This window comes from Acinetobacter sp. CY73 (genome assembly GCF_059515865.1).
The window spans coordinates 40,561-66,124 of record NZ_JCAKMZ010000022.1; the positions used below are offsets into that span (position 1 = coordinate 40,561).

Here is a 25,564-nt window from a genome sequence, read left to right on the forward strand (position 1 = left end):
GATCTATCCTTGGATCAATTGCATCATAATTAATTTGGGATAGTGTAGCAAAATGCAAAAAATCATGCTGGCGTTATTCGTCACTTCTTTACTGGGTGGTTGTTCTGTCTTCGGTGTATATAAAGTCGATATTCCACAAGGGACACCATTAACCCAAGCCCAAGCATCAAAAATACAAGTCGGGATGACGCATCAACAAGTACGCTTTTTACTCGGCAGTCCGACTGTAACTGATCCGATGAATCCATTACGTTGGGATTACCTGTACCACTATATCCCAGGCACCTACGCTAAAAAAGCGAAAATTCCTGCTGTTCAAGGTCAACACCTTAAAGTGTTCTTTGACCAAAATGGTGTGGTAAATAAGATTGAAGGTCTGGAAACAATTCCAGAATCTCAACCGGGTTTACCGGCATCTAAAGAAGCAATTCTCAATGCCCCACCACTATAGTAACTTTTAAATAAAAGAAAACCCCTCATTGAGGGGTTTTTAAAATCACTTCAATAGTTTAAAGCGATTGCCACGGCAATACAGCCCGACAGGGTTTTCTGCCGCACGTTTTCGACGCTTATCTTTGGGATTCACGGTTAAAGCTCTATAAATTTCAACACGATCACCCACTTCAATTAATTGTGTCAAATCTCGAACCCTTATACCAAAAATTCCGCATTGTAATATTTCAGGCAGAGTCGTTAAATTCTTAATTTGACTCATCTCAATAGCATCATTGACCGTCATGCCTTCCACAAAATCAACAGCGATATGAAATTGCTGATCAACACTCGCAAATGCAACCCAGACCTTTTGTGGCATCATTGAATGTTGATTGGTATTCACTGGCTGATTGTCCTGCGTATTCATGATCAAACCAATTGCCCAAGATATGAAATAATTGCCAACACAATGCTGAGTGGCAACACGATACGAACGGCAATACGCCAAATATTATAAAAAGCCTCATTGCTGAAATTTAAAGCTTTACGTAAATGACTGATTTTTATGATCCAACCGACAAAGATTGAATAGATTAAACAAATCAACAAGCCCCATAACATCAATGCACTATTTAATATATGAGCCACGAAAGGAATGACCCAAACTGCAACTGCTGTAATCAAAATCACAAATTGAATAATGAACGCAATATGACGTTGTGCGAGTTGCTCTTTCGCCATCTGGATCATCAGTGCAGATGCCATTACCGTTGCAAACAAAATACTATAGGCAGGTAATGCTGTACTCACAGCAAAATATCCAAAGGCAACGACTGCAATAATTTGTGCAATCCAAATCGGTAAAGTTTGTTGAGTCGCTGGCTCATCTTGAGTGTTGTTCACATTATAAGATTGCCAATATAACCCCAACCCTAAGCCACTTGCCACTAAAGCCAAAATTGTGGCATTGCCCCACTCTTTAAATTCAATCGGCGTCATTTGCCATGCTATAACTTGCGTACCTGTTGTTTTTGAGAAAACAAGAGAAGCAATTACACCAAGTGCCGTCAATACCACTAAAATCACACGTGGTACAAATGACAAAGCAAAAGCAATGACAGCACTTACCAGAAATACAAGTTCAACTTTAAAATCTAATTGCCCTTCGCTGACCACGAGCTGACTTAAGTTATACATTAACCCACCAGCTAAGAATGGAATAAATACAACTGACAGCCATCCGACAATGCGCCATCTCTGTGATGCATCGGCATCACGAGTCAAACTTGATAATGCATTTAAAGCTGAAGTCTTAGAACGTTTGGCAAGTGCAATTTCTAAGTAAATCACAGGTAAGGCTAAAAGCAACATCGTGCCTAACCACAATGCCCAAAAATCTATTTGGCGGTCAATTTGTAAACCAAGGCTTGGTGCTAACCCAGCAATAATAATAAATGATAGACAAAATGCCATGAGCGGCGATAACCATCGCGACATAGATGTATCCTGCATGACGAGTTCCGTGAAAAAGTCTTGTGCTATTTTGCCTTTGTCCCTGATGAAAATCAAAGCATAGAATAAAAAAAGCAAACCATCTTTACAGATGATTTGCTGCGCAAGCTTGAGTTCATTTATTCTTTTTTCTTGTACTCTTCGTTATTATCTGGAAGAAGTTGCAATTAAGAGAAGAAGCGAGAGAACCAATTTTTACCTTTTTTCTTTTCATTGCTTTCAATAATACCAATCATATTCATTTTCACCGCACCAACGTAGTCGGCATCATCGTGTTGAATATGATTAATTAACCATTTAGAAAGCACTTCATGTAATTCACTTTCAATCGAATGGCCTTCCGCAAAACGATCACGATAGCTTTCAATACGTTTAATAAATAAATCATGTACACGTTTATGCGGTACACGGTATTTATATCCCGCTTCTTCTTGTAAACTTTCTTCGAATGTAAAATGTGATTGAGTGTAATCAATAATATTATTCAAAATCTGTTTAACACGATCACGATCAGTAGTAGAACTAATCTCATCAATTTCATTGATGAAGTCTAAAATTCGTCTGTGTTGATCGTCAATCACATCGATTCCAGTGTTATATTCTGGTACCCAATACATCTTCATACGATCACCTTAAAACATGAGCTATACTAACTTGAGCCCTATCTTATAGTGGAAAATATGAAATAAAAATAAACTTGATTAGTCGGAATTCAAAATTTACAAGTCAAATCAAGTAAGTAATTGTTTTATATTGTTAATAATTATAATACCAACTAAAACACTCAATTATTTTTTAACCAAAAAATAAATATTTTTCAATAAGTTATGAAATTTTTAAAATTCAGATAAAGCGACCAAAATCACATAAAACAATCTAATATTGATCTGCTTTGGTGATTCTTTTCAAGCTCGGATTTACTGCTTCACGTATTAAACGATCAATTACGGTTTGAGCATATTTTATAGGGCGACCATGCTGAAATAAAATCATTTCGCCGGGTTGATACGCTTGCCAGATCTCATTATCGGTTAATGGTTCAGTGGTGATCACAGCAACACGATCTTCTGGTGTTGTGACATGACTAAAATCGACTTCTACATCAAGGTCAATCAAACGCGCTTGCTTAAACGGATACTCTCTAACGATCCAATGCAATTTAGTCACAGCATAACTAAACAAGGCCTGTCCATTGGATAGACAAAAATTAAACGTCCCATGTTCAGCAATTTGAGGGGAAATTCGCTCTAATACAGCAAAAATTTGCTCAAGACTCGGCTCCACAAAACCAAACTCTGCAACCAACTGATCTAATAAATAACAAAAAGCTCGCTCACTGTCTGTGTTACCGACGGGTGTAAACTTTCCAGTCAGTGTTGGATCAAAATCATGTAAATCCCCATTATGGGCAAAAATCCACTGTCGCCCCCATAACTCACGTATAAAAGGATGTGAATTCTCTAAAGTAATTTTACCTTGAGTGGCTTTACGAATATGTGCGATCACATTACGTGACTTAATCGGATAGTTTCGAATCAGTTCAGCGATCGGGGATTCAACAGCCGACTGATTATCGACAAATAAGCGACATGCCTTATCCTCAAAAAATGCAATACCAAAGCCATCTGAGTGATCGGATGTCACACCTGCACGTTGAGAAAAGCCACGGAAGGAAAATGTAATATCCGTAGGTGTCGCACAGTTCATTCCAAGGAGTTGGCACATAATTTATCAATAGCTTGTTGTTATATTGATTATTGTGCAACACAGCGTGCATGCATGCAAATAACAATAACTTAAAAGGACTAAAAAATGCAATGAAGCGACTATTTAAACAACGCCATTAAATATAAAAATACCTGCGCCCAAAAAAAGCCACTCAAAGTGGCTTTTTAGATGACTCTTAGATTAAATAATGACTAACTCTAATGTCATTGAATACTTTTATGGTTTCGCAGTTTTGGCACGATTGGTAATCAAAGTACCGACACCATGATCAGTGAAAATTTCCAATAAAGTTGCATGCGGTACACGACCGTCTACGATATGCGCACTGATTACACCACCTTTAACAGCATCAAGCGCACAACCTACTTTAGGAATCATACCCCCATAGATCACACCCGTTTCAATCAGGCGGTCGACTTCCTGTGTGCTCAAGCCAGTCAGTAGATTTTTATTTTCATCCAACACACCGCTGATATTAGTGAGAAGAATTAACTTTTCCGCACCCAAAGCTTCAGCAACTTTGCCTGCCACTAAATCTGCATTGATATTGTACGTATTGCCTTCCTCATCTACACCCAGTGGTGCAATTACAGGAATAAAATCACTTTGCGTGAACATTTCCAAGACATCAGTTTTTACACCAACCACTTCCCCAACGAGACCTAGATCGATCTGTTGAACAGAACCATCTTCGGCTACTTTTTCCATCAAAAGTTTTTGCGCACGAAGTAAGTTACCATCTTTACCCGTTAACCCAATCGCACGACCACCATGCTGATTAATCAGATTTACGATTGACTTATTAACGCTACCACCCAAGACCATTTCCACAACTTCCATTGTTGCAGGATCAGTCACACGCATACCATCAATACGGTCAGATTCACGCCCCAGTTGCTTCAAAAATGAATCGACCTGTGGTCCACCACCGTGGACAACAATTGGGTTTAGACCCACGGTTTTAAGTAAAACAATATCTCGAGCAAATGAACTTTCCAAAGCAGGATCAGTCATTGCATTGCCACCATACTTTACAACGAGAGTCTTACCTGTAAATCGTTGAATATATGGCAAAGCTTCAGTCAAAATTTGAGCTTTGTCGATGCCAGTCTGTTGTTGTGGCATTCGCCTCTCCTCTAGTATTCCTAAAATGTACTGCTAGCGCTATTTAGCATTTAAAATGCCTTGGGCGATTTTAGGATATTCGTCACTTAACATCGAGATAAATTTTTGACGAATCTCGCCCAAACTTAACTCACAGTCAGCATCAAATCGTACAGTGAAGAAATCACCTGTATTTGAAGCCCTTAAAATACCAAAACTATTTTCAAAATCCAATCTAACACCGTCAATATCTTGGACTTGAGCACCAAATTGATGACTGCGCTTAGCAACCAAATCTAGAACTTTTTTAGGTTCAATACCATGTGTGTGGATATAAGTATCTTCTGTACCACATCGTTCAGGATATTGCTCAAAAATCTGAGATAAAGTTTGATTATTTTGTTGACTCAAATATTCCATTAGGCGTAAAGCCGCATACAAGCCATCATCATAGCCATAACCTCGACCATCATTAAATACGTAATGACCTGCATACTCACCACCAAACACTGCACGACCAGAAGTTTCAGCGATATATTTACGCATAAAACTACTCCCTGTACGGATCATGGTGGCTTTGCCCCCTAGTTTCTCAATCGTATTTTTGACCATGCTTGAGCATTTCACGTCAAATACAATTTCATGCTGAGGATGAGCTTCAAGGCATAATTGAGCAAAAAAACTCAGCAAACGATCAGGGCTAATAATTTGAGCATGCTCATCCAAGATCACTACGCGATCACCATCACCGTCGAGCGCAATCCCTAAATCAGCTTGATGTAATCGAATTTTCTCTTGCAGTAGCTTTAGATGCTTTTCTAAAGAGGGATCGGGTGCATGATCTGGAAAATGCCCATCATGTTGGCATCGTATCGAAATGACTTCACAACCCATTTTTTGCAAAATATGGTCAGCACAACGTCCTGCTGAACCATGCATACCATCTAAAACAATTTTTAATGGTCTGTGCAAATGTATATCACTTAACAGAGCTGACTGATAACGCAAACAAAAATCGGATTTCATTTGATGTGAATCATATTCACTTATTTCGATTTGATTATTCTTATCAAACTCTAGCGCTGCATATTCTCCGACCGACTGAATCATGGCTGGCGTAGGTGGTTCGAAATTTATAATCCACTTAATTCCATTATCATCTTTAGGATTATGACTTGCTGTCACCATAATACCATTCCCTCCCACTTCACGGGCAGCGAAATACATTTGTGGTGTTGAGCAACAGCCAATTTCAATCACTTTAATGTTATGGACTAAAAATACAGTTTTCAGAATTTGAGCATAGCTTGGGCTAGTCAATCGCGCATCGTATCCCAATACGAGCGTATCTTGACCATAATCAATAAACTGTTTTGCCAAGCCATTTGCAATTGCATTTACAACATCAGGGTTTAGAAAACTTACATTACCTCGAATATCGTATGCTCTGAAAATTTGCTTAGGCAATAATTGCTGAAGTGTATTCATATATTTTATAAAATTAAGACTTAAATAATTTTTTTATATTTAAGTAAATGGATTTAGTCATAATGAACTTTAAATCTAATTATCACTATAAATATTTTATTACATTTTTATAAGTTTTTTGTTTCTGATTTTCCTTATTTAAAAGAAAAACCCGATAAATCGGGTTTTTCTTTATTTTGAATAATTTTATTCTGAATAATAATGTTTCAATTTCTCATTATTGCTGACCAGTATGACCAAAGCCACCTGCACCACGCTCAGTTGCTTCAAACTCATTCACTAAATCAAATTCAGCTTGAATTACAGGGACGAGCACATATTGAGCAAGACGCTCTCCTGGCTCTAACGTAAATGTGGTCTGGCTACGATTCCATACTGAAACCATGAGTTCACCTTGGTAATCCGAATCGATTAAACCCACGAGATTACCCAATACAATACCGTGCTTATGCCCTAGCCCTGAACGTGGCAAAATCAAACCTGCATATTGTGGATCTTGAATATAAATCGCCATGCCTGTTTTAACCAAAACGGTTTGACCTGGCTCAATTTGAATTGCGTCTTCTACGCAAGCACGTAAATCTAATCCTGCTGAACCTGTGGTTGCATAGGTCGGTAAAGGCCATTCTTGACCCAAACGTTGATCTAAAACTTTAACTTGAACTTTCATTCGAAATCCTATGGTCTAAAATAACTTTACGTTGTAATCATTTAAAGGATGATCATTAACGCTTTAATAATGCTTTTAAATTTTGCAAATACTGTTGAGCTTGAAGTTTAGGATCAATATTTTCCGTCAGTTTCTTCTTACGACCTAACCAATCCACCTCATCTTGAGGCAACTCATCCAAGAAACGACTCGGCGTCATTTGCTTCATTTGACCACCATTCTTACGCTGCTCAGCCAAAGTCAATGTCAGACCTTGTTTTGCACGTGTAATTCCCACATACATTAGACGGCGTTCTTCTTCAATCGTTTCCGCGGCAATCGAGTTCTTATGGGGTAATAGCTCTTCTTCAAGTCCCATGATATAAACAAATGGAAACTCTAAGCCCTTCGATGCATGTAGAGTCAGCAGATTGACTTTATCCAAATCTTCATCTTCTTGTTGTTGCTCCAACATATCGAGTAACACCATTTTACGAATCACACTTTCGATATTCTTTTCATCCACATCTTCAGCGCGATTAATCAGACTTTGGATACTGCTATAAAGCACTTCAATATTATCAAGCTTGGTTTTCTCTTGTGCAGGCGTTGCAGCAGATTCTTTTACATAATCGATATAGCCCGCTTCCAGCATCATCTGACGAATCTTCGGCACAGGTTCATCGTCATCTAAGAGTTCACGTGTGAAATTATTGATGAACTCTGCAAACTCTGCCAACTGAGAAGTCGCTTTCTTAGGCATAACCATGCTAAGGCGCTGATCACTCGCTGCAGCCAATAACGATAAGTTATTCTCTTGTGCAAACAGACCTAACTTCTCAAGCGTCACAGGGCCGATCGCACGTTTGGGCGTATTGATAATGCGCAGAAAAGCACTGTCATCTTCTGGGTTAATGATCACGCGCAAATAACTCATCACATCTTTAATTTCAGCACGACCGAAGAAAGACTGCCCACCTGATAATTTATACGGGATTTGCATTTGGCGTAGCTGGGTTTCTAATACACGTGCCTGAAAGTTTCCACGATAAAGCACCGCATAATCCTTCCAACTTTTGCCATTCATGAGCTTATGCGTGAGTAAGTCCTTAACGACACGCTCTGCTTCATCGTCATCATTACGACAAGTGATGATTCGAATCACCTCGCCATGACCTTTATCACTCCACAATTTTTTATCAAAAATGTGCGGATTATTTTCAATCACATGGTTTGCTGCTTTAAGAATACGACTGGTCGAACGGTAGTTTTGCTCAAGTTTAATGACTTTCAAATTCGGAAAATCTTCTTTGAGAAGTGCCATATTTTCAGGCTTAGCACCACGCCAAGCATAGATGGATTGGTCATCATCACCTACAGCGGTGAACTGTCCCATCACACCAACCAAAAGTTTCACCAACATATATTGTGCTGTATTGGTATCCTGATATTCATCGACCAAAAGATAACGAACACGGTTTTGCCATTTATCACGAACTTCAGCATTTTCTTGCAAGAGGCGTGTTGGCATGACGATCAAATCATCGAAATCAACAGCATTATATGCACGCAAATTTCGCTCATACAATTGATATAAATGCGCAAACTGAACATCGTCCTGCGTTTCACAAGTGGTGTGTGCTTGTTCAGGCAAGATCAGATCATTTTTCCAATCTGAAATCATTTTCATTGCTTTCGCAATCAATTCTTTACTTTCGGCACCGGATAAATTGTCACGATGCATCAGATCCATCAAAATCCGCTTACAGTCATCCGCGTCTAAAATAGAGAAGTTATTTTTAAGGGGTGTATGTTTAAGTTCTAAGCGTAGTAGGTTCAAACCAAAGGTATGGAATGTCGAAACCGATAAGCCCTTACCATCCTCTTTTCCCAACAACTTACTGACACGCTCTTTCATCTCACGTGCAGCTTTATTGGTAAAAGTCATCGCGGTGATACGATGTGCAGGAATACGACATTGTTTTACGAGATACGCAATTTTTTGCGTAATGACGGAGGTTTTACCAGAACCAGCACCAGCAAGTACTAACAAGGGACCTTGAGTATATTTCATGGCTTCAAGTTGCTTGTCGTTCAAATGACTTGCAGCTGACATAGTGATTCCTCTCTTATTTCAGCGCTCGATTATAGTCGTCTGGTATGCAGTTGCCTAACGATTTGCAAAAAATTATCAGTTACTCTTAAAAATTCACAAATAAAAAAACCACCCGAAGGTGGTTTTTTTAATCAACAAATAACTTAAAAATTATTTAGTTTGATATACAGAAATTTCTACGCGACGGTTTTGTTCACGACCAGCAGCAGTTGAGTTATCAGCTACAGGTGAAGTTGAACCATAACCACGTGCAGTGATACGGTTAGAAGAAATACCTTGGTTAGACAAGTAAGTTCTTACAGCATTCGCACGGTTTTGAGACAATGGATTGTTCACCGCATCAGAACCAGTATTGTCTGTATGACCATGTACCACAATCGCTAATTGGTTAGCAGTACCATCTTCACGAAGTACTTTAGCAACATCGTTCAATGCACCTTGGAATTGACCTTGGATTGTAGAAGAATTCGTTGCAAAAGTTACGCTTGGCATAACCATGTTGATCGAACCATCTGGATTACGGTTTACATCAACACCCGTACCTTGTAATTCTTCACGAAGGCGTTTTTCTTTACGGTCAAGTAATGCACCTGCGCCCGCACCAACTACAGCACCGATTGCAGCGGCTTGACCCATTTTATCTTTATCAGCATTTGAGTAAGCAATACCAGCACCCAATAAAGCACCGATACCAGTACCAATTGCTGCTTTATCGTATTCCATATTTTGACAACCAGTAAGTGCCATCGCCCCGACTAAAGTTGAGATTACTAGTGCACGCATGATGTGCCTCCTCATTGTGTTTTTTGTATAAGTAGAAATATATTTAACGGTCTAACTATAACCGCTATTATTTGCTTAATAATAAACACATTAAATTGTATTTGTAATATTTAGTTTTATCTTTTGTAAAGCTACCCACATAATTTATACATAGTTGCTAAATATTGCTTTTTTGACAACCAATCAGTCATTATAGTCCCTTCTTCTAAATACTTTAACTTTGTCGTTTAGGACTGTTCGATGGACGCTGAAGCACAAAAACAACCGATTCTAAAAAAAATTTCAAAAGGTTTGGCCGTTGGTTCTGCAATGTCAGCCAGTACTTTTTTATTGGGTCCTGCCATATTAGCTTTGGGGCTGACTAAACTCGTTAAAAAATCTAAAAAGATCGATGAAACCAATATTTATATCGCGAATCATTGGATTGGTGTCAATAACTGGCTGATCGATCATGTCTTACCCCAACTCAAATGGCACATGAGTATCGATGACAGACTCGACATTTCCATGCACGGTCGTTATTTAATGACCTGTAATCATCAAAGTTGGGTGGATACTACTGTCAACCAATATTTTGGTTTAACACGTATGCCTTTAACACGGTTTTTCACCAAATGGGAACTGATCTTCATTCCATTTGTTGGTCAAGCTTTTAAAATTCTTGGCTTCCCAATGATGAAAAGGCATACCAAGGAACAGATTGCGAAGAATCCAGAATTAAAGTTTCGTGACCTTGAAGAAGCACGTAAGTCCTGTGAGCAACTGTTGAGTCAGCCTTTCACCTTATTAAATTATTTAGAAGGGACACGATTTACGCCTGAAAAACACGCCAAACAAAACTCCCCTTATCGAAATTTATTAAAACCTAAAGCGGGTGGATTAGCCCTAGCCTTGAGTATTTTAGAAAATGAAATAGATGCATTGGTCGATATGACCATTGTTTATCCGGATGGCATCCCTGATTATGGCGACTTCTGGTTGGGTGACGTTTCTCAAATTGCTGTAGATCTTCGTAAAATAGACATTCCAGATTGGGTTCGTGGTGGAAATTATGAAGATGATCCAGAGTACCGCGCACGTTTCCAAAAATGGGTCGATCAACTTTGGTCTGAAAAAGATCAATTGATCACTGAACTCAAACAAAAGTTTAGTACATAGCTTTGGGCGTGGTTTCTATTTATTCTTTTGCTCAAAATTATCCTTATAATTCGCTCTGATGTTTAAACTGTTAAAGATACTGCTATGAATGTAACCAAAAATAAGAAGAAAACAGGATTCGATGCAATTCCACACGATACACTGACGTGGAAACTTTATATTGCGTACGATATTTTTATGATGGCAATTATTGTCATCAATATTATCTGTATCAGTGCCAATGCATTTTTAATGAGTAATTTTGGCGCTTGGGTATTTGAACAGATGCAACTGACTCAGGCACTTCAATATTATAAAGCTGAACTGAATCCGTGGGTCATTAAAACCGAAAGTTGGTTTATTACATTCTTGATTGCTGAATTGGGGATTCGATGGTTTATTGCCATTATACAAAAACACCATAAGCGTTGGTTTTTCTTTCCATTTATCCATTGGTACGAAATTGTTGCGATTCATCCCTATTTCCGCTTCTTGAGATTAATTCGTGCAGGCATCATTGCTTATCGTTTACACGAGTTAGGGTATAAAGTTGTTCCAAACAGCCTCCTTAGACAATTGAAATTCTATTATCAAGTCATTATGGAAGAACTTTCTGATCGTGTTGTATTGACCGTGATTGATAGTGTCAAAACAGAACTCAATACCAGTTCAACACATAAAAAAATTATTCATGATCTTGTCGATCATCATCGTCAAATGTTCGCAACCACATTAACTCAGGTTCTACAAGAAACTTTGGCTGTCGAGTTAAAAGCCCAACAAAAAAATATTTCAGATAATGTTGGTAAAGTGGTGATTAAAGCGATTGAAGATACACCTGAATTAACTCAACTTTTGCGACTCATCCCAATTGTCGGCGGACGTATCGAGCAACAAATCCATAGTATCGGACAACATTTGGGTGAAAATATTACTCAAGGACTCATTCAACCGTTTGTTGAGGGTTCACCCAAAAATCCAAATACACACTATCAATTGATCGCTGAAAAAGTCAGTCGACTGAACATTGAAAACCATGCACTGGAACAATTAGTTGAATCTGTGGTGTATGAAAGTTTAGAATCACTTCGACGTCAAGTTGCAGTAAAACAATGGCAAATTCAACTTGAAAAAAATGATCAACTTAAAGAATAGCCAATGCATTGAAATTAATTGTATCTTTGCTAGTGAATTCATCTAAATTGATCTAGCATTTGCAAAATTAGATTGTTTTAACTTCGACGAAACAATACGAAGGATTTAAGGAAAAATTATGGCAGATATTCGGATTACCGGCAGAATGGTTAATTTCACCCGAATAACCTTTGACACCAATGATCACAAAGTTATCCGCCAACAGCTGACTGCTATGATGAGTGAAACCTCTTATCAAGGTGCACTTGTTATTTTAGATAGCACTGTAGAACAAGAACTGATTGCCTTAATTCAACTGCTCGTTAGTCTTGATTTACAACCGATGGCTGTCGTGGACGGCTTAATGGGTGATGAGGCTCGTTCTATTCAATTCCCCGTATTGGCTGCAGACCGTCCATTACAACGAATTAAACCAACTAAAGAACAAGTGGTTGAATCAAAAGTAGAAGATTCAGTTCAACAAGCGTCATCTACGGCTCCACAAGCAATTGTAAAATCGGTTAAACACATTACTTCATATCACAATGAAGTATTGCGTACAGGTCAATGCCTAGTTCAAGATCATGGTGATATCATCTCAAGTGCAGGGATCAATAGTGGGTCTGAGGTAATTGCTTCAGGAAATATACATATTTATGGTAGTGTCCGTGGTAGAGTCATCGCCGGTGCAGGCGGTAATCATGCTGCTCGTATATTCTGTCATTCGTTAGAGGCAGAATTGGTTTCAATTGCAGGAACTTACTGCGTTGCAGATGACATTCCAGCGCATGTAACTAAAAAACCCGTACATATCTATTTAAATGACAGTCAAGAGCTGGTATTTGAACCTTTAGAATTTTAATGTATAAATAAACACCTAATAACCTCATTATTAAAATGAGGAGTAAACCATAACAGGAGTGGATTCGGTGGCGAAAATTGTTGTCGTTACATCAGGTAAAGGTGGCGTAGGTAAAACAACTACGAGCGCATCTTTTGCAACAGGCTTAGCCCTACGTGGCCACAAAACTGTTGTTATCGATTTTGACGTAGGCTTACGTAACCTTGATTTGATCATGGGTTGTGAACGTCGCGTTGTTTATGATTTTGTGAATGTGTTGAATAATGAAGCTCGTCTTCAGCAAGCATTGATTCGCGATAAAGAAATTGAAAATCTTTATATTTTGCCTGCTTCTCAAACGCGTGATAAAGATGCTTTAACAGATGAAGGCGTTGCTCGCGTAATGGATGAGCTTTCACAAGAGTTTGATTATATTATCTGTGACTCACCTGCCGGGATCGAGCGCGGTGCAATTCTTGCAATGTATCACGCAGATGAAGCGATCATCGTGACGAATCCTGAAATTTCTTCTGTACGTGACTCAGATCGTATCATTGGTATGCTGGACAGCAAGACCAAAAAAGTTGAAAACAACGAAGGTCGTATTCGTAAACATTTATGTATCACGCGTTTCAATCCTGAACGTGCCGATAAACAAGAAATGTTAACGATTGATGATATTTCAAAAGATATCTTACGTGTCCCTACTTTAGGTGTTATTCCTGAATGTGAAGTGGTCCTTCAAGCGTCTAATGAAGGTAAACCTGTCATTCTTTTCACGGACACTGAAGCTGGTCAGGCTTATGATGACTTAGTTGCCCGTTTTCTCGGTGAAGATCGCCCTTACCGTCACATTACGGTAAAACCTAAGGGTTGGTTAGCACGACTATTTGGAGCGTAATTATGGCTGGTTTTTGGAGTAAGCTATTTAACGGCGATGACAAACCATCAAGTGCTCAAACAGCCAAAGATCGTTTGAAAGTAATCGTTGCCTCAGAGCAAGGTTTGGGCAAACGCTTGAGCCAAGAAAAAATTGACCAAATGAAAAAAGAAATCATGCAAGTGGTCAATCGCTACGTTCGTGGTGTAGATGAGCAACATATTCAAATGTCTGTTCGTTCTGAAGCGAATTTAGAAATGTTAGAAATGAATATCAATTTGCCTGAAGAACGTTAATCTGAATATTGATTAGTCAAGCAAATTGATTCAAGGCAAAATATGAGCCCTAACGAAGCACTGCTTTGTTAGGGCGCAAGACGAGAATTTTAATTCGAGTGGTTTCGATCAGCGAAGTACTGCTTCGCCCAGTCGCAAGATGAGAAGCCATGCTTCGAGTGGCGGAATAGCAAACTTAAAGCATTGCTTTAAGGCTTTGCCCAGCCATAACACGAGAAGCTGTGCTTATAGTGGGCTAGATCAAAAAATTACTGTTTTTCCTAAATGAGAGACGAGAAGTAATGCTTCGAGTAAGCTCGGTTAAATGATTACTTTTGCATATTCTCCATACTTTGCCTTTTTATTTTTTCAGTATTTACAAGGAGATTGCCATGGCATTATCTCAACCAGCGACATTCAATGAAGAATGGTCAGATGAGCGTGTATTTGTCTACTTAACTCAGCTCCCTCCAGAAGGAGTAAATGCTGATTTTCACGTGCTATACCACGCGTTTAAACATATGCGTCCATTTGATTATGAGCGTTTATTGACTCAGTTTGTGGCTGATGGTCGTGATGTCAATGCAACAAGTCCAGAGGGTCAACGCATCCACGACGTGATTGCAACCTTCCCACGTCAGAAAGATGGTTTCTTGGAAGTTTTAGCTAAATTTGCCTAAGCTTTCTTTGAATAGTAAAAAAACCTGCAAATGCAGGTTTTTTTATTTATAGGTAAATCTCAAAATCTAAACGAGAATTTCACGCTTACCATTGGCACCCATCGCACTCACGATACCATTTTCTTCCATTTGATCAATAATACGGGCTGCACGGTTATAACCCAAACTGAACTTACGCTGTAGCGAGGAGGTCGAGGCTTTTCGAGTTTCTAAAACAAAAGAAACACACTGATCGTATAAGGCGTCACGATCTGAACCGCCATCTCCATCTTCAAAGCCACGCGAAGTCGGTTCTTCATCATACGGCGTCAGAATCTCATCAATATAATTCGGTGAACCACGTTCTCGCCATGCATCACAGACACGGTTAACCTCATCATCTGAAATGAATGCGCCATGTACACGTTCAGGTTCAATCTTACCTGGACCTAAAAATAGCATATCACCATGTCCTAGTAGATCTTCCGCACCACCCGCATCCAAGATAGTACGAGAGTCAATCTTACTGTTTACCCGAAGTGCAACACGTGTGGGAATATTGGCTTTAATTAAGCCTGTAATCACATCGACCGAAGGACGTTGCGTTGCAAGCAATAAATGAATCCCCGCTGCACGAGACTTCTGTGCCAAGCGTGTAATCATTTCTTCAGCTTTCTTACCCACCTGCATAATCATATCGGCGAATTCATCCGCAACAATTACAATCGAAGGTAATGGCTCTAAACGAGGTGCACGTTCACCCACAACCGAATCACTGGCTTTCCATGTTGGATCAATCAGATCTTCACCATTGGCAATGGCTTCTTCCACTTTACGGTTATAGTCTGACAACTTACGAATTTTTAGGAATGACATGAGTTTATAACGACGCTCCATCTCATTTACACACCAATTCAATGCATTTACTGCATCTTTCATGTCGGTGACAACTGGTGTTAACAAATGGGGAATATCATTGTAGTTTGCTAATTCTAGTTGTTTAGGATCAATCAGAATTAAGCGTAACTGATCAGGCGTATATTTCAATAGGGTCGATAAAATCATTGCATTTACAGCAACAGATTTACCTGAACCTGTCGTTCCTGCCACCAACATATGTGGTGCTTTCGCAAGGTCAGTCAATACTGAATTACCAGAAATATCCTTACCCATCGCCATTGAAATTAAACCATTCGGATCACGATAAGCAGGTGTTTCGAGCAATTCAATGAGACGAACCATTTCACGGGTGGAGTTTGGTACTTCGATACCGATATACGGCTTACCAGGAATGACTTCAACCACACGAACAGAGGCCATTGACATTGAACGCGCCAAATCGCGAGAGATATTGGTGACTTTAGATGCTTTAACACCCGGAGCTAAATCCAATTCAAAGCGTGTGACCACAGGTCCTGGCTGAGCCTCGATGACTTTTGCTTTAACGTTGAATTCTTGAAGTTTAATTTCCAACAATTCAGATAAACGTGCCAGTTGCTCTTCCGTGAAATTCACTTTCTTATTTGGATCAACTTTATCAAGAATCTCTAAACCCGGCAAAGGTGAAAGATCTTTACGTCTTTGTGCCACCTGCATCGACAGAGACATTGGGCGTCCAAATGCATCGGTCAGTGGTGCATCCAGATCGAAATCGTCCTCTAGTTTGCTATCTTCTTCAACTTTACCTGTCGTTTCCTGCCACGCTTCTCTAAACGCATCTTTATCGGCTGCAACACGTTGCTTTTCCTCTTCAGACACAATTGGAGCCCTTGGCAATTCAGTTTGAATTGAAGCACGAACTAAAGGGGTCGATTGAGCATAACTACTTAACCGAGATTCAGCCAAAGGATTAGGTTCTGCTAAAGGAGTATGCTCAACTCGATTGGATACAGGTTGGCTTTCAAAATGATCAATCTCTGAGGATTGTGCATCACGATGATCAGCATCATATCTTGAAAACTCATCATCCGCGAGTAGTGCCAAATCATCGAGCTCAGCGGCTAAACTTTGTGTTGTTTGAGATGTTGAACGAGTCAATGGTGCTGAAACTGCTTGAGTAATACCATGCCCGACTGAGCCTCCAGATACTGCATTTGATTTAAATGCCATTGCATCGCTCTTAGTTGAATGATGACTTGAATCGCTTTGTTCCGTATTAAATGGAGAATGCATCGTTTTAGATTCATTGGGTACGACAGCAAGAAGCTCATCAAAGATTTGATCATCATTCCAATCTAAATGATCTTTAGATGCAGTGCCTTGTTCGTTATTCGAATAATGAGTTGCAGATTGAGTTGCAGATAATGAATGAGAAGTGCTCATAGGTTTTGCACTTAAATCATCTTCGGCAGATCTAAGCAGTTCATCAATGTCACGTTTATGATCGTTTTGCTGATGCAAAGCTTTCCAAACTTCACCAGTAGGCACAACACGTTGCGTATCTTGCTCTAAACGATGTGCTTTAGCTAAAGTTTTTTCAAATTCAGCTTCATCTTCAGGGTCAATCGCCTGTTGAGCCAACTGTTCTTTATCCAATACATCCTGAAATAATCGCTCAGCCATTTGTTCGCTTCGCTTATCTTTTACAGGCGCAGAAGCAACCACTTCATTTAGCTCTTGTTGTAAATTTTCTGGCTCACTGACATTTTCAACTGATTTTTTATGTGTAGCATGTGGTGCTTTAGGACTGGTTAAATCATATGCTGATTCTGTATCAGGGACATTTTTATAGAATAAATCTTGTAGATATGCCGGTGTTGCTTTTAAAGTTACCCATGTACGATTCCATTGAATCCCAAATGCCAATGTAAACAGCACCAAAGTCAATGCAACTAAAAAAATAACGGCACCGTAAATAGTAAGTAAGCTTTTAAGGCTCTCCCCTAACTCATAACCAATAATACCACCTGAGGCATTGGTTAAAGTATCTGCGGGTACATTCCAAAACAAGTAAGCCAGACTCGCCGTGGTTAATAAAATGAAGAACTGCGCAGCATAACGAAATGGAGGATTCAGGAAACTACGAGGCCACCATACTTGAATCGCTTCAATAAATAAGTAGATTGGGATCAATAAACTTGCCCAACCCAAGAAGCCAAACAATAAGTCTGCAATCCAAGCCCCTGCCACACCACTCGCATTTGAAACGTGCTGTGTATCACTTGAAAGATGCATCCATCCTGGATCAAAAGGTGTATACGTGACTGTTGCTAAAAACAGGTAAATACCAAATGAAATCAAGAAGAATGTTAAAATTAAGCGCTGTGCATATACACTTGACACCGCAGTCATAGATTGTCCTGTAAAAGCTTATTCATTAATTTTTTAATGTTTGATTAAATCGATTTCTTCAAAGAAGAAAACTTTATATTATGCACTTCTTATTCAAAAAAAGATGCAACATTGTTACAGTGACTTGTTAACATCACGATAGCTCATCACTATATAGCTCAATTCGATTTAGATGATCAATATAATCCACATCTAATCGACACATCTTTCACAAACTTTCACGTATAATTTGATCAAAATCGATATTTAGCATGATATAAGGAAGACTCGCATGAGCGCTCGTCACTCACGTTTAATCATTTTAGGTTCTGGTCCTGCTGGTTATAGCGCTGCTGTTTATGCTGCACGTGCCAATTTACAACCAATGCTCATTGCAGGTATGCAGTTGGGTGGTCAATTAACGACAACAACTGAAGTGGATAACTGGCCAGGTGATCCTGAAGGCTTAACGGGTCCTGCGCTAATGGAACGTATGCAAGCACATGCTGAACGTTTTGGTACTGAATTGGTTTACGACCATATTAACGAAGTTGATCTTAATGTACGTCCATTCGTATTAAAAGGTGATATGGAAGAGTACACCTGTGATGCCCTTATTCTTGCTACGGGTGCGACGGCACAATACCTTGGTTTAGAATCAGAAGCGGCTTACATGGGTCAAGGTGTCAGTGCTTGCGCAACCTGTGATGGTTTCTTCTACAAGAATCAAAAAGTCATGGTAGTCGGTGGTGGTAATACTGCTGTTGAAGAAGCTTTGTATCTCTCAAATATCGCTTCTCATGTAACGCTCGTTCATCGCCGTGACAAATTGCGTTCTGAAAAAATTCTTCAAGATCATCTTTTTGCAAAAGAAAAAGAAGGAAAAATCAGCATTATTTGGAATCATGAAGTTGAAGAAGTTTTAGGTAACCCTGAGTCAGGTGTAACAAGTGTCCGTTTAAAATCTACAATTGATGCGACTCAACAAGATGTTGATGTGACTGGTTTATTTGTGGCTATTGGTCATAAACCAAATACTGCAATGTTTGAAGGTCAACTGGAACTTCGTGATGGTTATATCCAAGTTCAAAGTGGCACTCAGGGCAATGCGACAGCGACTTCTGTTGCGGGTGTTTTTGCTGCAGGTGATGTTGCCGACAATATCTATCGTCAAGCGATCACATCAGCGGGTTCAGGCTGTATGGCAGCACTAGATGCTGAAAAATACTTAGATAACTAAATCTTAAAATTAAGTTTATGAAATCTAATGATAAAACCACCAGCTAGGTGGTTTTATTTTATTGCTAGTTCCGCTATAACTTAAAAAGTATTTTATTGAATAAGCGGAAAATGAAAATGAGTAGCCAATGGACTGATGGATATCAAACAACCGTAAATTATACCTATGGCTATTACAAAGATCTCAGCCCCAATTATCAGCGTTTTTGCCTCCTACTCAACGGAGTAGATTGCCCAGAACCACAAGCCGATCATAAGCATTGCGAACTTGGTTTTGGTCAAGGTGTTAGTTTAAACATTCATACAGCGTCAAACTTGGGTACATTTTATGGTACAGATTTCAATCCAGCCCATGCTGCACATGCAAATGCATTGGCTGAGCAAAGCTGTAATGATCATCACTTCTATGATGATAGTTTTGAAGAACTCTTAAATCGAGATTTACCACAATTTAACTCAATCAGCTTACATGGAATATGGAGCTGGATTAGCCATGAAAATCAATATATTATCTTAAAATTCATTCGGAAATTTTTAAAACCAAATGGTATTGTCTACATCAGTTACAACTGTGTGACTGGCTGGGCTGCCAATATGCCCATTCGAGAACTATTCCATAGCCACTTCAAGTTTAGCAGCACCAGTACTAACCCTATTCAAAATGTGCATGATTCTTTAAAATTTAGTGAAGAACTATTAAATCAAAACCCATCGTTTGCCCAACGAAATCCAAATGCTTTAAATAAAGTCAAAGACTTGCAAAAACAAAATCCTCATTATTTAATTCATGAATATTTAAATCAAGATTGGCAGTGCTTCTCTTTTCAACAAGTCGTTAGAACCTTAGAAGACATTAAATTATCGTATGCAGGGTCGACTGATTTAAATACCCAACTGAACAACATTAATTTTAGCGAACAACATCAAAGCTTTCTAAATGCTATTGAACATCCAATTTTTAAAGAACAATGTCGCGACTATTTCGCGAACACACAATTTAGACGCGATCTATTTATTCGTGGTTTAAACAACTTAACCCCTTTGCAAACACAGCATCGCTTAAGAAAAATTCCTTTCACTCTACTCGTTGCACCTGAAAAATTCCCGAAAAAGATTGCAGGTTATTTAGGTGAATTCAACCTTATTCAAAGCATATATGAACCGTTAGGAAATGAATTCAAAGCTAAAAACTATCAAGCTCTAACGATTGCAGAATTAGAAAAAAGTCATCCTGACATCAGTTATAACCAAATACTCAATGCCTTGGTCATTTTATGTCATTTAGGACTTGCACAGCCTTGCCAGGAAGAACCGACTGAAAAAATGCTAGAACAATCTCAAAAGATGAATCTTTATTTACTTGATCAAGCAAGTTACCAGGCAAATTATCAAATTCTGGCATGTGCAAAAACTGGAATCGGGATACCCACGGATCATTTCACCCAGTTGTTTTATCGAGCTCATTTTGTAGATGGTTTGAAGACAGCTAAACAATTTGCTGAATATGTATTCAATGTGATTAATAATCTGAAATGGCTCGTTTTAGACAAAGATGGCAATACTGTTACTGATAAGCTAGAAAGTATTAAAATCATTCAACAAAAAGCCCAACAGTTTTTAGATGAAGATAGAATCAAGATTGCAAAACAACTTAAACTTTTTGCATAAAAAATAAAGTCACGGTATAAGGATCAGCTAAAATCAAGCTAATCCTTATACCTGTTCAAAGCATGCTAAAACCATCTCAATTTATATTTCCAAATCCATTAGAAGCAGATCCTGAAAGTGAAGGACTGATTTGCATTGGTGCAGATCTCTCCCCTTCAACACTGTATGAAGCGTATACGCATGGATTATTCCCATGGTTTTCAGAGGGTGAACCCATTTGTTGGTGGTGTCCAGAGCCACGCTGTATTATTCGTCCAAGCGATTATCATCCAAGTAAATCACTTCTTAGAAATATGAAAAAGCTAGATTACAAGATCACTTTTAATCAAGGCTTTGAACAGGTTATACGCTCCTGCTCACTCCCTCGTGTTTATGCCGATGAGACTTGGATTAGTGAAGATATTATCCAAGGTTACTGCCAACTGTTTAAAGCAGGCTTTGCCTATAGCGTTGAAGTCTGGAATAAAGAGGACACTCTAGTCGGTGGTTTATATGGTGTCAGTATTGGTAAAGGATGCTTTGGTGAATCCATGTTTAGTACTGAAACCGATGTCTCTAAGATGGCTTTTTACAGTCTGATGTTATTTGCACAGGAAAATCAATTGCCATGGGTCGACTGCCAATTGGTCAATGATCATTTACTGAGTTTAGGTGCGAGTACAATTTCTCGCCAAGACTACTTAATATCGTTACAAGATGTAATAAAAACACCTTCGTTAGATTGGCAAAAATATCAAGACAGTGTATTTTCAAGTAAAACAATAGTAACAACTCGATGTTTACTGGATTTATAAAATGCTGGATGCATTAGAAAAATATTGGACAAATAAGGAATAGGGACGAACATCATGAATTCTTATCAACCCAAGTCCCCACTGAATGATTTACAGTACTACATTACTCCCCCACATGATTGTAGCTACTTAACAGGAAAATCTGCCAGAATGGTTTTCCTTGATCCTGCACATCGAATTGAAGTGGTGACGTTGTCCGAATTATCACGTGTAGGGTTTAGACGCAGTGGTGAATTTGTTTATCGCCCCGAATGTCATTTGTGCCGCCAATGCTTATCCAGTCGGGTTCCGGTACATTCTTTTACAATGAACAGCCAGCAAAAAAAAGCATGGAAACGAAATCAAGATCTTGATGTTCGTATTAGTCTCCCTAAAGATGCAACGGAAATTCATTATAAGCTTTATGAGCGCTACATCATTGAACGCCATGCAGATGGTGATATGTATCCACCAAGTTACGATCAGTTTGAGAAGTTTTTAATTCAAAGTTGTAGTCATAGTTTTTTTTTAGAGCTTTGGAAAGAGAATCGACTCATTAGCGTTTCAACTTGTGACATCTTAGATGATGGAATTTCAGCTGTTTATACATTTTTTGATCCAGATGAAAATCGTCGTTCACTCGGAGTTTTTGCAATTCTTAAGCAGATTGAATACGTACAATCTAAATTTCAGAGTTACCTGTATTTAGGTTATTGGGTACCACACTCTGAAAAGATGAACTACAAATCACAGTATTCACCTTTTGAGATATTACTTGATGGGCAATGGCGCCTTATTAATCGCACCTTAAGTGCTGAAGAAATAAAGCACCTCGGTCATATGCTTATGACGACTCTCCCCTCTGAGTGGGAAAGCTTTATTGTGAAATAATGGATGATCTATTGTGACTTACTCATCTCACAGCGCGTTCATAGCTTGAATAAATCTGAGAAATTATCACTACACATTTTCACCATAATCACCGCATGTTCTTTACCACCCTCTTTCTTAGGATAGTAGTTTTTACGAACATCAATTTGATGAAATCCGGATTTCTCATACAGTGCAATTGCTGGTGTATTACTTTCACGTACTTCTAGAAAAACTTGTACCGGATCATTTTTAAGCAATTGCAAGGAGTGATCTAAAAGCCGGTAACCTAAACCCTTACCTTGCATGGTTGGCTCAATTGCCATTAACAATAAATTAGCTTCATCAACAACAGGCTGTAATATACAAAATCCAACCACTTCCCCTTGATACTCAATCACCGTACTTGAATAAGCATCTACAGACTGCTTGAATTGATTGGCTGTCCAAGGGTGACTTTGAACTTTTTGTTCAATTTCTAAAACTTTGGGCAGATCGGCTATTTGCATATAACGAATCATAAAATCTAGACTTTAAGAGTTTCAATGTAAATCAATTATAGTTTTTTAAGTTCGAATACCCAATGTTTAAAGTTTTTATATTTTAAACAAAAAAAAGGGTAACATCCGTTACCCAATAAGCACTAACTTCAAGAAAATAAAAAGCTAAAAATACTTTTAAATTAAAGCCTGAGTTTAAATTAAAACCCGAGTTTAGCCTTCCAATCATTTAATAATTCAACCGTATCTAAATCATTCGGGTGAAATCCAGGTTTAAAATAAGCCAACATTTCTCTACCCATTCCAGTAATAATTCCCTTAGAAGGACTGTATGCATAGGTGTAAATATCTTTCAGAGAATCAAAATTTAACTTCTCATCATCTTTCAACAAACGCATCACAAAATAGCTTTGTACTAAAAAGAGTATGACCATTGCCAAAGCGAGTCCACCTGTTCGTACCGCATAAGCCTTAAACCCTTGACCAAACACAGCCTCAAAAACATCATAAGCAACAGCTTTATGTTCATTTTCTTCAATTGCATGCCAAAGCCACATAGTCTTCATGGTTTCATCCGACATTAACTCTTGAATATGTGAGTTACGCAGTAACTCAGATGCGATGGTCGCAGTGAAATGTTCAAGAGCAGTTGTGCCGATTAAATCAATCATTTGCTGATTTACACCAAAAGGCTTCCCTGCAAATGCTGCAGTCTTTCGGAAGGATTGGATTACTGTATCTGTATATTTTTCTAGGCGTGATACATTATGACCATATTTTTCAGCTGAAGCGTTAAATCCTGCATGCTCATGAGTATGCATCGCTTCCTGACCAATAAAACCACTGATTTCTTTCTGTAATGCTTCATTATTTTTGACTGCAGGGTGCTGTCGAACCGCGCGAACACTATCAATAAAGAATTTCTCACCAGCAGGAAAGAGTGCCGACAAAGCCGTCATAAAATGTGTGAGTCCTGCTGAACCCGACATCCAGTATTCTGGCACATCATTAAAATCAAATTGCATACGACGAACTGGGAACGATGCACCAGCACGATTTGAAATATTTACTCTAGCATTCATTGATTTACTCCTATTCTGTGAACTCGTTTTAATCGCTATTCACTTCGAGTTTTATGATTATTTTGTCTATGTTTTTATATTACTGAGATTATTTTTATTCTTAAATGCTGTGTGGGTCACATTATTATCAGTTAAGGACAGAGTGACTAAAATTTTGTTAGACAATCAACTTTTATCAAATTGAAAAAAACGCCTCAAAGAGGCGTTTTTTCACACAATTAATACTTATGCAGTTACTTTAGCAACAACACCAGCACCAACTGTACGACCACCTTCACGGATCGCAAAACGTAGACCTGGGTCCATTGCGATTGGGTGGATTAGTTCTACTGACATTTCTACGTTGTCACCAGGCATAACCATTTCAACGCCTTCTTGAAGAGAGATCGCGCCAGTTACGTCAGTTGTACGGAAGTAGAACTGTGGACGGTAACCGTTAAGGAATGGAGTATGACGACCACCTTCTTCTTTAGAAAGTACGTATACTTCTGCATCGAATTTAGTGTGCGGTTTGATCGCACCTGGTTTAGTCAATACTTGACCACGTTGAACGTCTTCACGTTTAGTACCACGTAGAAGTACACCACAGTTCTCGCCAGCACGACCTTCGTCAAGCAATTTACGGAACATTTCAACACCAGTAACTGTCGTTACTTGTGTATCACGGATACCAACGATTTCAACAGACTCGCCTACTTTAACGATACCAGACTCAACACGGCCAGTCACTACTGTACCACGACCTGAGATTGAGAATACGTCTTCGATTGGCATAAGGAATGCTTTATCGATTGCACGTTCTGGCTCTGGAATGTAAGAGTCAAGCGCTTCAACAAGAGCAACAACAGCTGGCTCGCCGTATTGACCTTGGTCACCGTTAAGTGCAAGAAGAGCAGAACCACGGATGATTGGAGTATCATCACCAGGGAAGTCATAAGTAGAAAGAAGTTCACGAACTTCCATTTCAACGAGTTCAAGAAGCTCTTCGTCATCAACAAGGTCGCATTTGTTTAAGAATACAACGATGTAAGGTACACCTACCTGACGAGAAAGAAGGATGTGTTCACGAGTTTGTGGCATTGGACCATCAGTCGCAGCACACACAAGGATCGCACCATCCATCTGAGCAGCACCAGTAATCATGTTCTTAACATAATCGGCGTGACCTGGGCAGTCTACGTGTGCGTAGTGACGAATAACTGAGTCATACTCAACGTGTGAAGTATTAATCGTAATACCACGTGCTTTTTCTTCAGGTGCAGAGTCAATTGCAGCGTAGTCTTTCGCTTCACCACCAAAAGTTTTTGCACAAACAGTTGCAATTGCAGCTGTTAAAGTTGTTTTACCATGGTCGACGTGACCAATTGTGCCCACGTTAACGTGTGGCTTATTACGTTCAAACTTAGCCTTAGCCATGAGAT

Annotated in this window: 24 protein-coding genes; 11 read left to right on the forward strand and 13 right to left on the reverse strand. The window is 39.0% G+C overall.

Annotated elements, in window-relative coordinates:
• Positions 1-52: 52 nt before the first annotated feature.
• The gene (locus AC5YD2_RS11205; RefSeq protein ID WP_496126410.1) at positions 53-451 is read left to right on the forward strand and encodes an outer membrane protein assembly factor BamE; all 399 of its coding nucleotides are present in this window, start codon (positions 53-55) and stop codon (positions 449-451) included.
• Between the two features lie 45 nt (positions 452-496).
• Here the strand turns inward: AC5YD2_RS11205 and AC5YD2_RS11210 are convergent, their stop codons facing one another.
• The 9 genes from AC5YD2_RS11210 to AC5YD2_RS11250 all read right to left on the reverse strand — a co-directional run bounded on the left by AC5YD2_RS11210 (position 497) and on the right by AC5YD2_RS11250 (position 9,815).
• Positions 497-817 carry an RnfH family protein gene (locus tag AC5YD2_RS11210; protein WP_496126432.1) on the reverse strand — a complete coding sequence of 107 codons (321 nt, stop codon included), beginning with the start codon at positions 815-817 and terminating at the stop codon, positions 497-499.
• 47 nt (positions 818-864) lie between these two features.
• Entirely contained in the window at positions 865-1,947 is a 1,083-nt protein-coding gene (locus AC5YD2_RS11215) for a hypothetical protein (protein ID WP_496126411.1), read from the reverse strand.
• 167 nt (positions 1,948-2,114) lie between these two features.
• Positions 2,115-2,570 carry a bacteriohemerythrin gene (locus AC5YD2_RS11220; RefSeq protein ID WP_496126412.1) on the reverse strand — a complete coding sequence of 152 codons (456 nt, stop codon included), beginning with the start codon at positions 2,568-2,570 and terminating at the stop codon, positions 2,115-2,117.
• A 253-nt stretch (positions 2,571-2,823) separates the two neighbouring features.
• A complete protein-coding gene (locus AC5YD2_RS11225; RefSeq protein ID WP_496126413.1) occupies positions 2,824-3,672 on the reverse strand; it encodes a class II glutamine amidotransferase in 849 nt (282 codons plus the stop codon).
• A gap of 219 nt (positions 3,673-3,891) precedes the next feature.
• Positions 3,892-4,800, reverse strand: coding sequence for an acetylglutamate kinase (gene argB / locus AC5YD2_RS11230; protein WP_496126414.1), 909 nt, complete (start codon positions 4,798-4,800; stop codon positions 3,892-3,894).
• A gap of 39 nt (positions 4,801-4,839) precedes the next feature.
• Entirely contained in the window at positions 4,840-6,267 is a 1,428-nt protein-coding gene (locus tag AC5YD2_RS11235) for a phosphomannomutase/phosphoglucomutase (protein WP_496126415.1), read from the reverse strand.
• Between the two features lie 217 nt (positions 6,268-6,484).
• Positions 6,485-6,937, reverse strand: coding sequence for a dUTP diphosphatase (gene dut / locus AC5YD2_RS11240; RefSeq protein ID WP_496126416.1), 453 nt, complete (start codon positions 6,935-6,937; stop codon positions 6,485-6,487).
• Positions 6,938-6,992: 55 nt separating this feature from the next.
• Positions 6,993-9,032 (reverse strand): UvrD-helicase domain-containing protein, encoded by a 2,040-nt coding sequence (locus AC5YD2_RS11245; RefSeq protein WP_496126417.1) that lies wholly within the window; start codon positions 9,030-9,032, stop codon positions 6,993-6,995.
• A 150-nt stretch (positions 9,033-9,182) separates the two neighbouring features.
• Positions 9,183-9,815, reverse strand: coding sequence for a YiaD family glycine zipper/OmpA-like lipoprotein (locus tag AC5YD2_RS11250; protein WP_496126418.1), 633 nt, complete (start codon positions 9,813-9,815; stop codon positions 9,183-9,185).
• Between the two features lie 240 nt (positions 9,816-10,055).
• Here AC5YD2_RS11250 and yihG point away from each other — a divergent pair, with 240 nt between their 5' ends.
• The 6 genes from yihG to AC5YD2_RS11280 all read left to right on the forward strand — a co-directional run bounded on the left by yihG (position 10,056) and on the right by AC5YD2_RS11280 (position 14,762).
• Positions 10,056-10,973, forward strand: a complete 918-nt coding sequence (yihG, locus tag AC5YD2_RS11255) for a 1-acylglycerol-3-phosphate O-acyltransferase, YihG family (RefSeq protein ID WP_496126419.1) — start codon at positions 10,056-10,058, stop codon at positions 10,971-10,973.
• 84 nt (positions 10,974-11,057) lie between these two features.
• Positions 11,058-12,107 carry a preprotein translocase subunit SecA gene (locus AC5YD2_RS11260; RefSeq protein ID WP_496126420.1) on the forward strand — a complete coding sequence of 350 codons (1,050 nt, stop codon included), beginning with the start codon at positions 11,058-11,060 and terminating at the stop codon, positions 12,105-12,107.
• A gap of 118 nt (positions 12,108-12,225) precedes the next feature.
• Positions 12,226-12,948: a septum site-determining protein MinC gene (gene minC, locus AC5YD2_RS11265; RefSeq protein WP_496126421.1), complete on the forward strand. Its 723-nt coding sequence runs from the start codon at positions 12,226-12,228 to the stop codon at positions 12,946-12,948.
• 67 nt (positions 12,949-13,015) lie between these two features.
• The gene (gene minD / locus AC5YD2_RS11270; protein WP_496126422.1) at positions 13,016-13,828 is read left to right on the forward strand and encodes a septum site-determining protein MinD; all 813 of its coding nucleotides are present in this window, start codon (positions 13,016-13,018) and stop codon (positions 13,826-13,828) included.
• A 2-nt stretch (positions 13,829-13,830) separates the two neighbouring features.
• A complete protein-coding gene (gene minE / locus AC5YD2_RS11275) occupies positions 13,831-14,103 on the forward strand; it encodes a cell division topological specificity factor MinE (protein WP_496126423.1) in 273 nt (90 codons plus the stop codon).
• 371 nt (positions 14,104-14,474) lie between these two features.
• Positions 14,475-14,762, forward strand: coding sequence for a PA4642 family protein (locus AC5YD2_RS11280; RefSeq protein WP_496126424.1), 288 nt, complete (start codon positions 14,475-14,477; stop codon positions 14,760-14,762).
• A 66-nt stretch (positions 14,763-14,828) separates the two neighbouring features.
• On the opposite strand, the gene AC5YD2_RS11285 is transcribed toward AC5YD2_RS11280, so the two are convergent.
• Positions 14,829-18,032, reverse strand: coding sequence for a DNA translocase FtsK (locus tag AC5YD2_RS11285; protein WP_496126425.1), 3,204 nt, complete (start codon positions 18,030-18,032; stop codon positions 14,829-14,831).
• Positions 18,033-18,303: 271 nt separating this feature from the next.
• Between AC5YD2_RS11285 and trxB the strand changes: the two genes are divergently transcribed.
• From trxB to AC5YD2_RS11305, 4 genes are all read left to right on the forward strand, one after another.
• A complete protein-coding gene (gene trxB, locus AC5YD2_RS11290) occupies positions 18,304-19,251 on the forward strand; it encodes a thioredoxin-disulfide reductase (protein ID WP_496126426.1) in 948 nt (315 codons plus the stop codon).
• Between the two features lie 116 nt (positions 19,252-19,367).
• The gene (locus tag AC5YD2_RS11295) at positions 19,368-20,918 is read left to right on the forward strand and encodes a methyltransferase regulatory domain-containing protein (RefSeq protein ID WP_496126427.1); all 1,551 of its coding nucleotides are present in this window, start codon (positions 19,368-19,370) and stop codon (positions 20,916-20,918) included.
• Positions 20,919-20,980: 62 nt separating this feature from the next.
• A complete protein-coding gene (gene aat, locus AC5YD2_RS11300) occupies positions 20,981-21,712 on the forward strand; it encodes a leucyl/phenylalanyl-tRNA--protein transferase (protein WP_496126428.1) in 732 nt (243 codons plus the stop codon).
• Between the two features lie 54 nt (positions 21,713-21,766).
• Positions 21,767-22,582 carry an arginyltransferase gene (locus AC5YD2_RS11305; RefSeq protein WP_496126429.1) on the forward strand — a complete coding sequence of 272 codons (816 nt, stop codon included), beginning with the start codon at positions 21,767-21,769 and terminating at the stop codon, positions 22,580-22,582.
• Between the two features lie 38 nt (positions 22,583-22,620).
• Here the strand turns inward: AC5YD2_RS11305 and rimI are convergent, their stop codons facing one another.
• The 3 genes from rimI to tuf all read right to left on the reverse strand — a co-directional run bounded on the left by rimI (position 22,621) and on the right by tuf (position 25,559).
• A complete protein-coding gene (rimI, locus tag AC5YD2_RS11310) occupies positions 22,621-23,082 on the reverse strand; it encodes a ribosomal protein S18-alanine N-acetyltransferase (RefSeq protein ID WP_496126430.1) in 462 nt (153 codons plus the stop codon).
• Positions 23,083-23,261: 179 nt separating this feature from the next.
• Positions 23,262-24,143 (reverse strand): metal-dependent hydrolase, encoded by an 882-nt coding sequence (locus tag AC5YD2_RS11315; RefSeq protein WP_496126431.1) that lies wholly within the window; start codon positions 24,141-24,143, stop codon positions 23,262-23,264.
• A 225-nt stretch (positions 24,144-24,368) separates the two neighbouring features.
• Positions 24,369-25,559 (reverse strand): elongation factor Tu, encoded by a 1,191-nt coding sequence (tuf, locus tag AC5YD2_RS11320; protein WP_496125792.1) that lies wholly within the window; start codon positions 25,557-25,559, stop codon positions 24,369-24,371.
• Positions 25,560-25,564 lie beyond the last annotated feature (5 nt).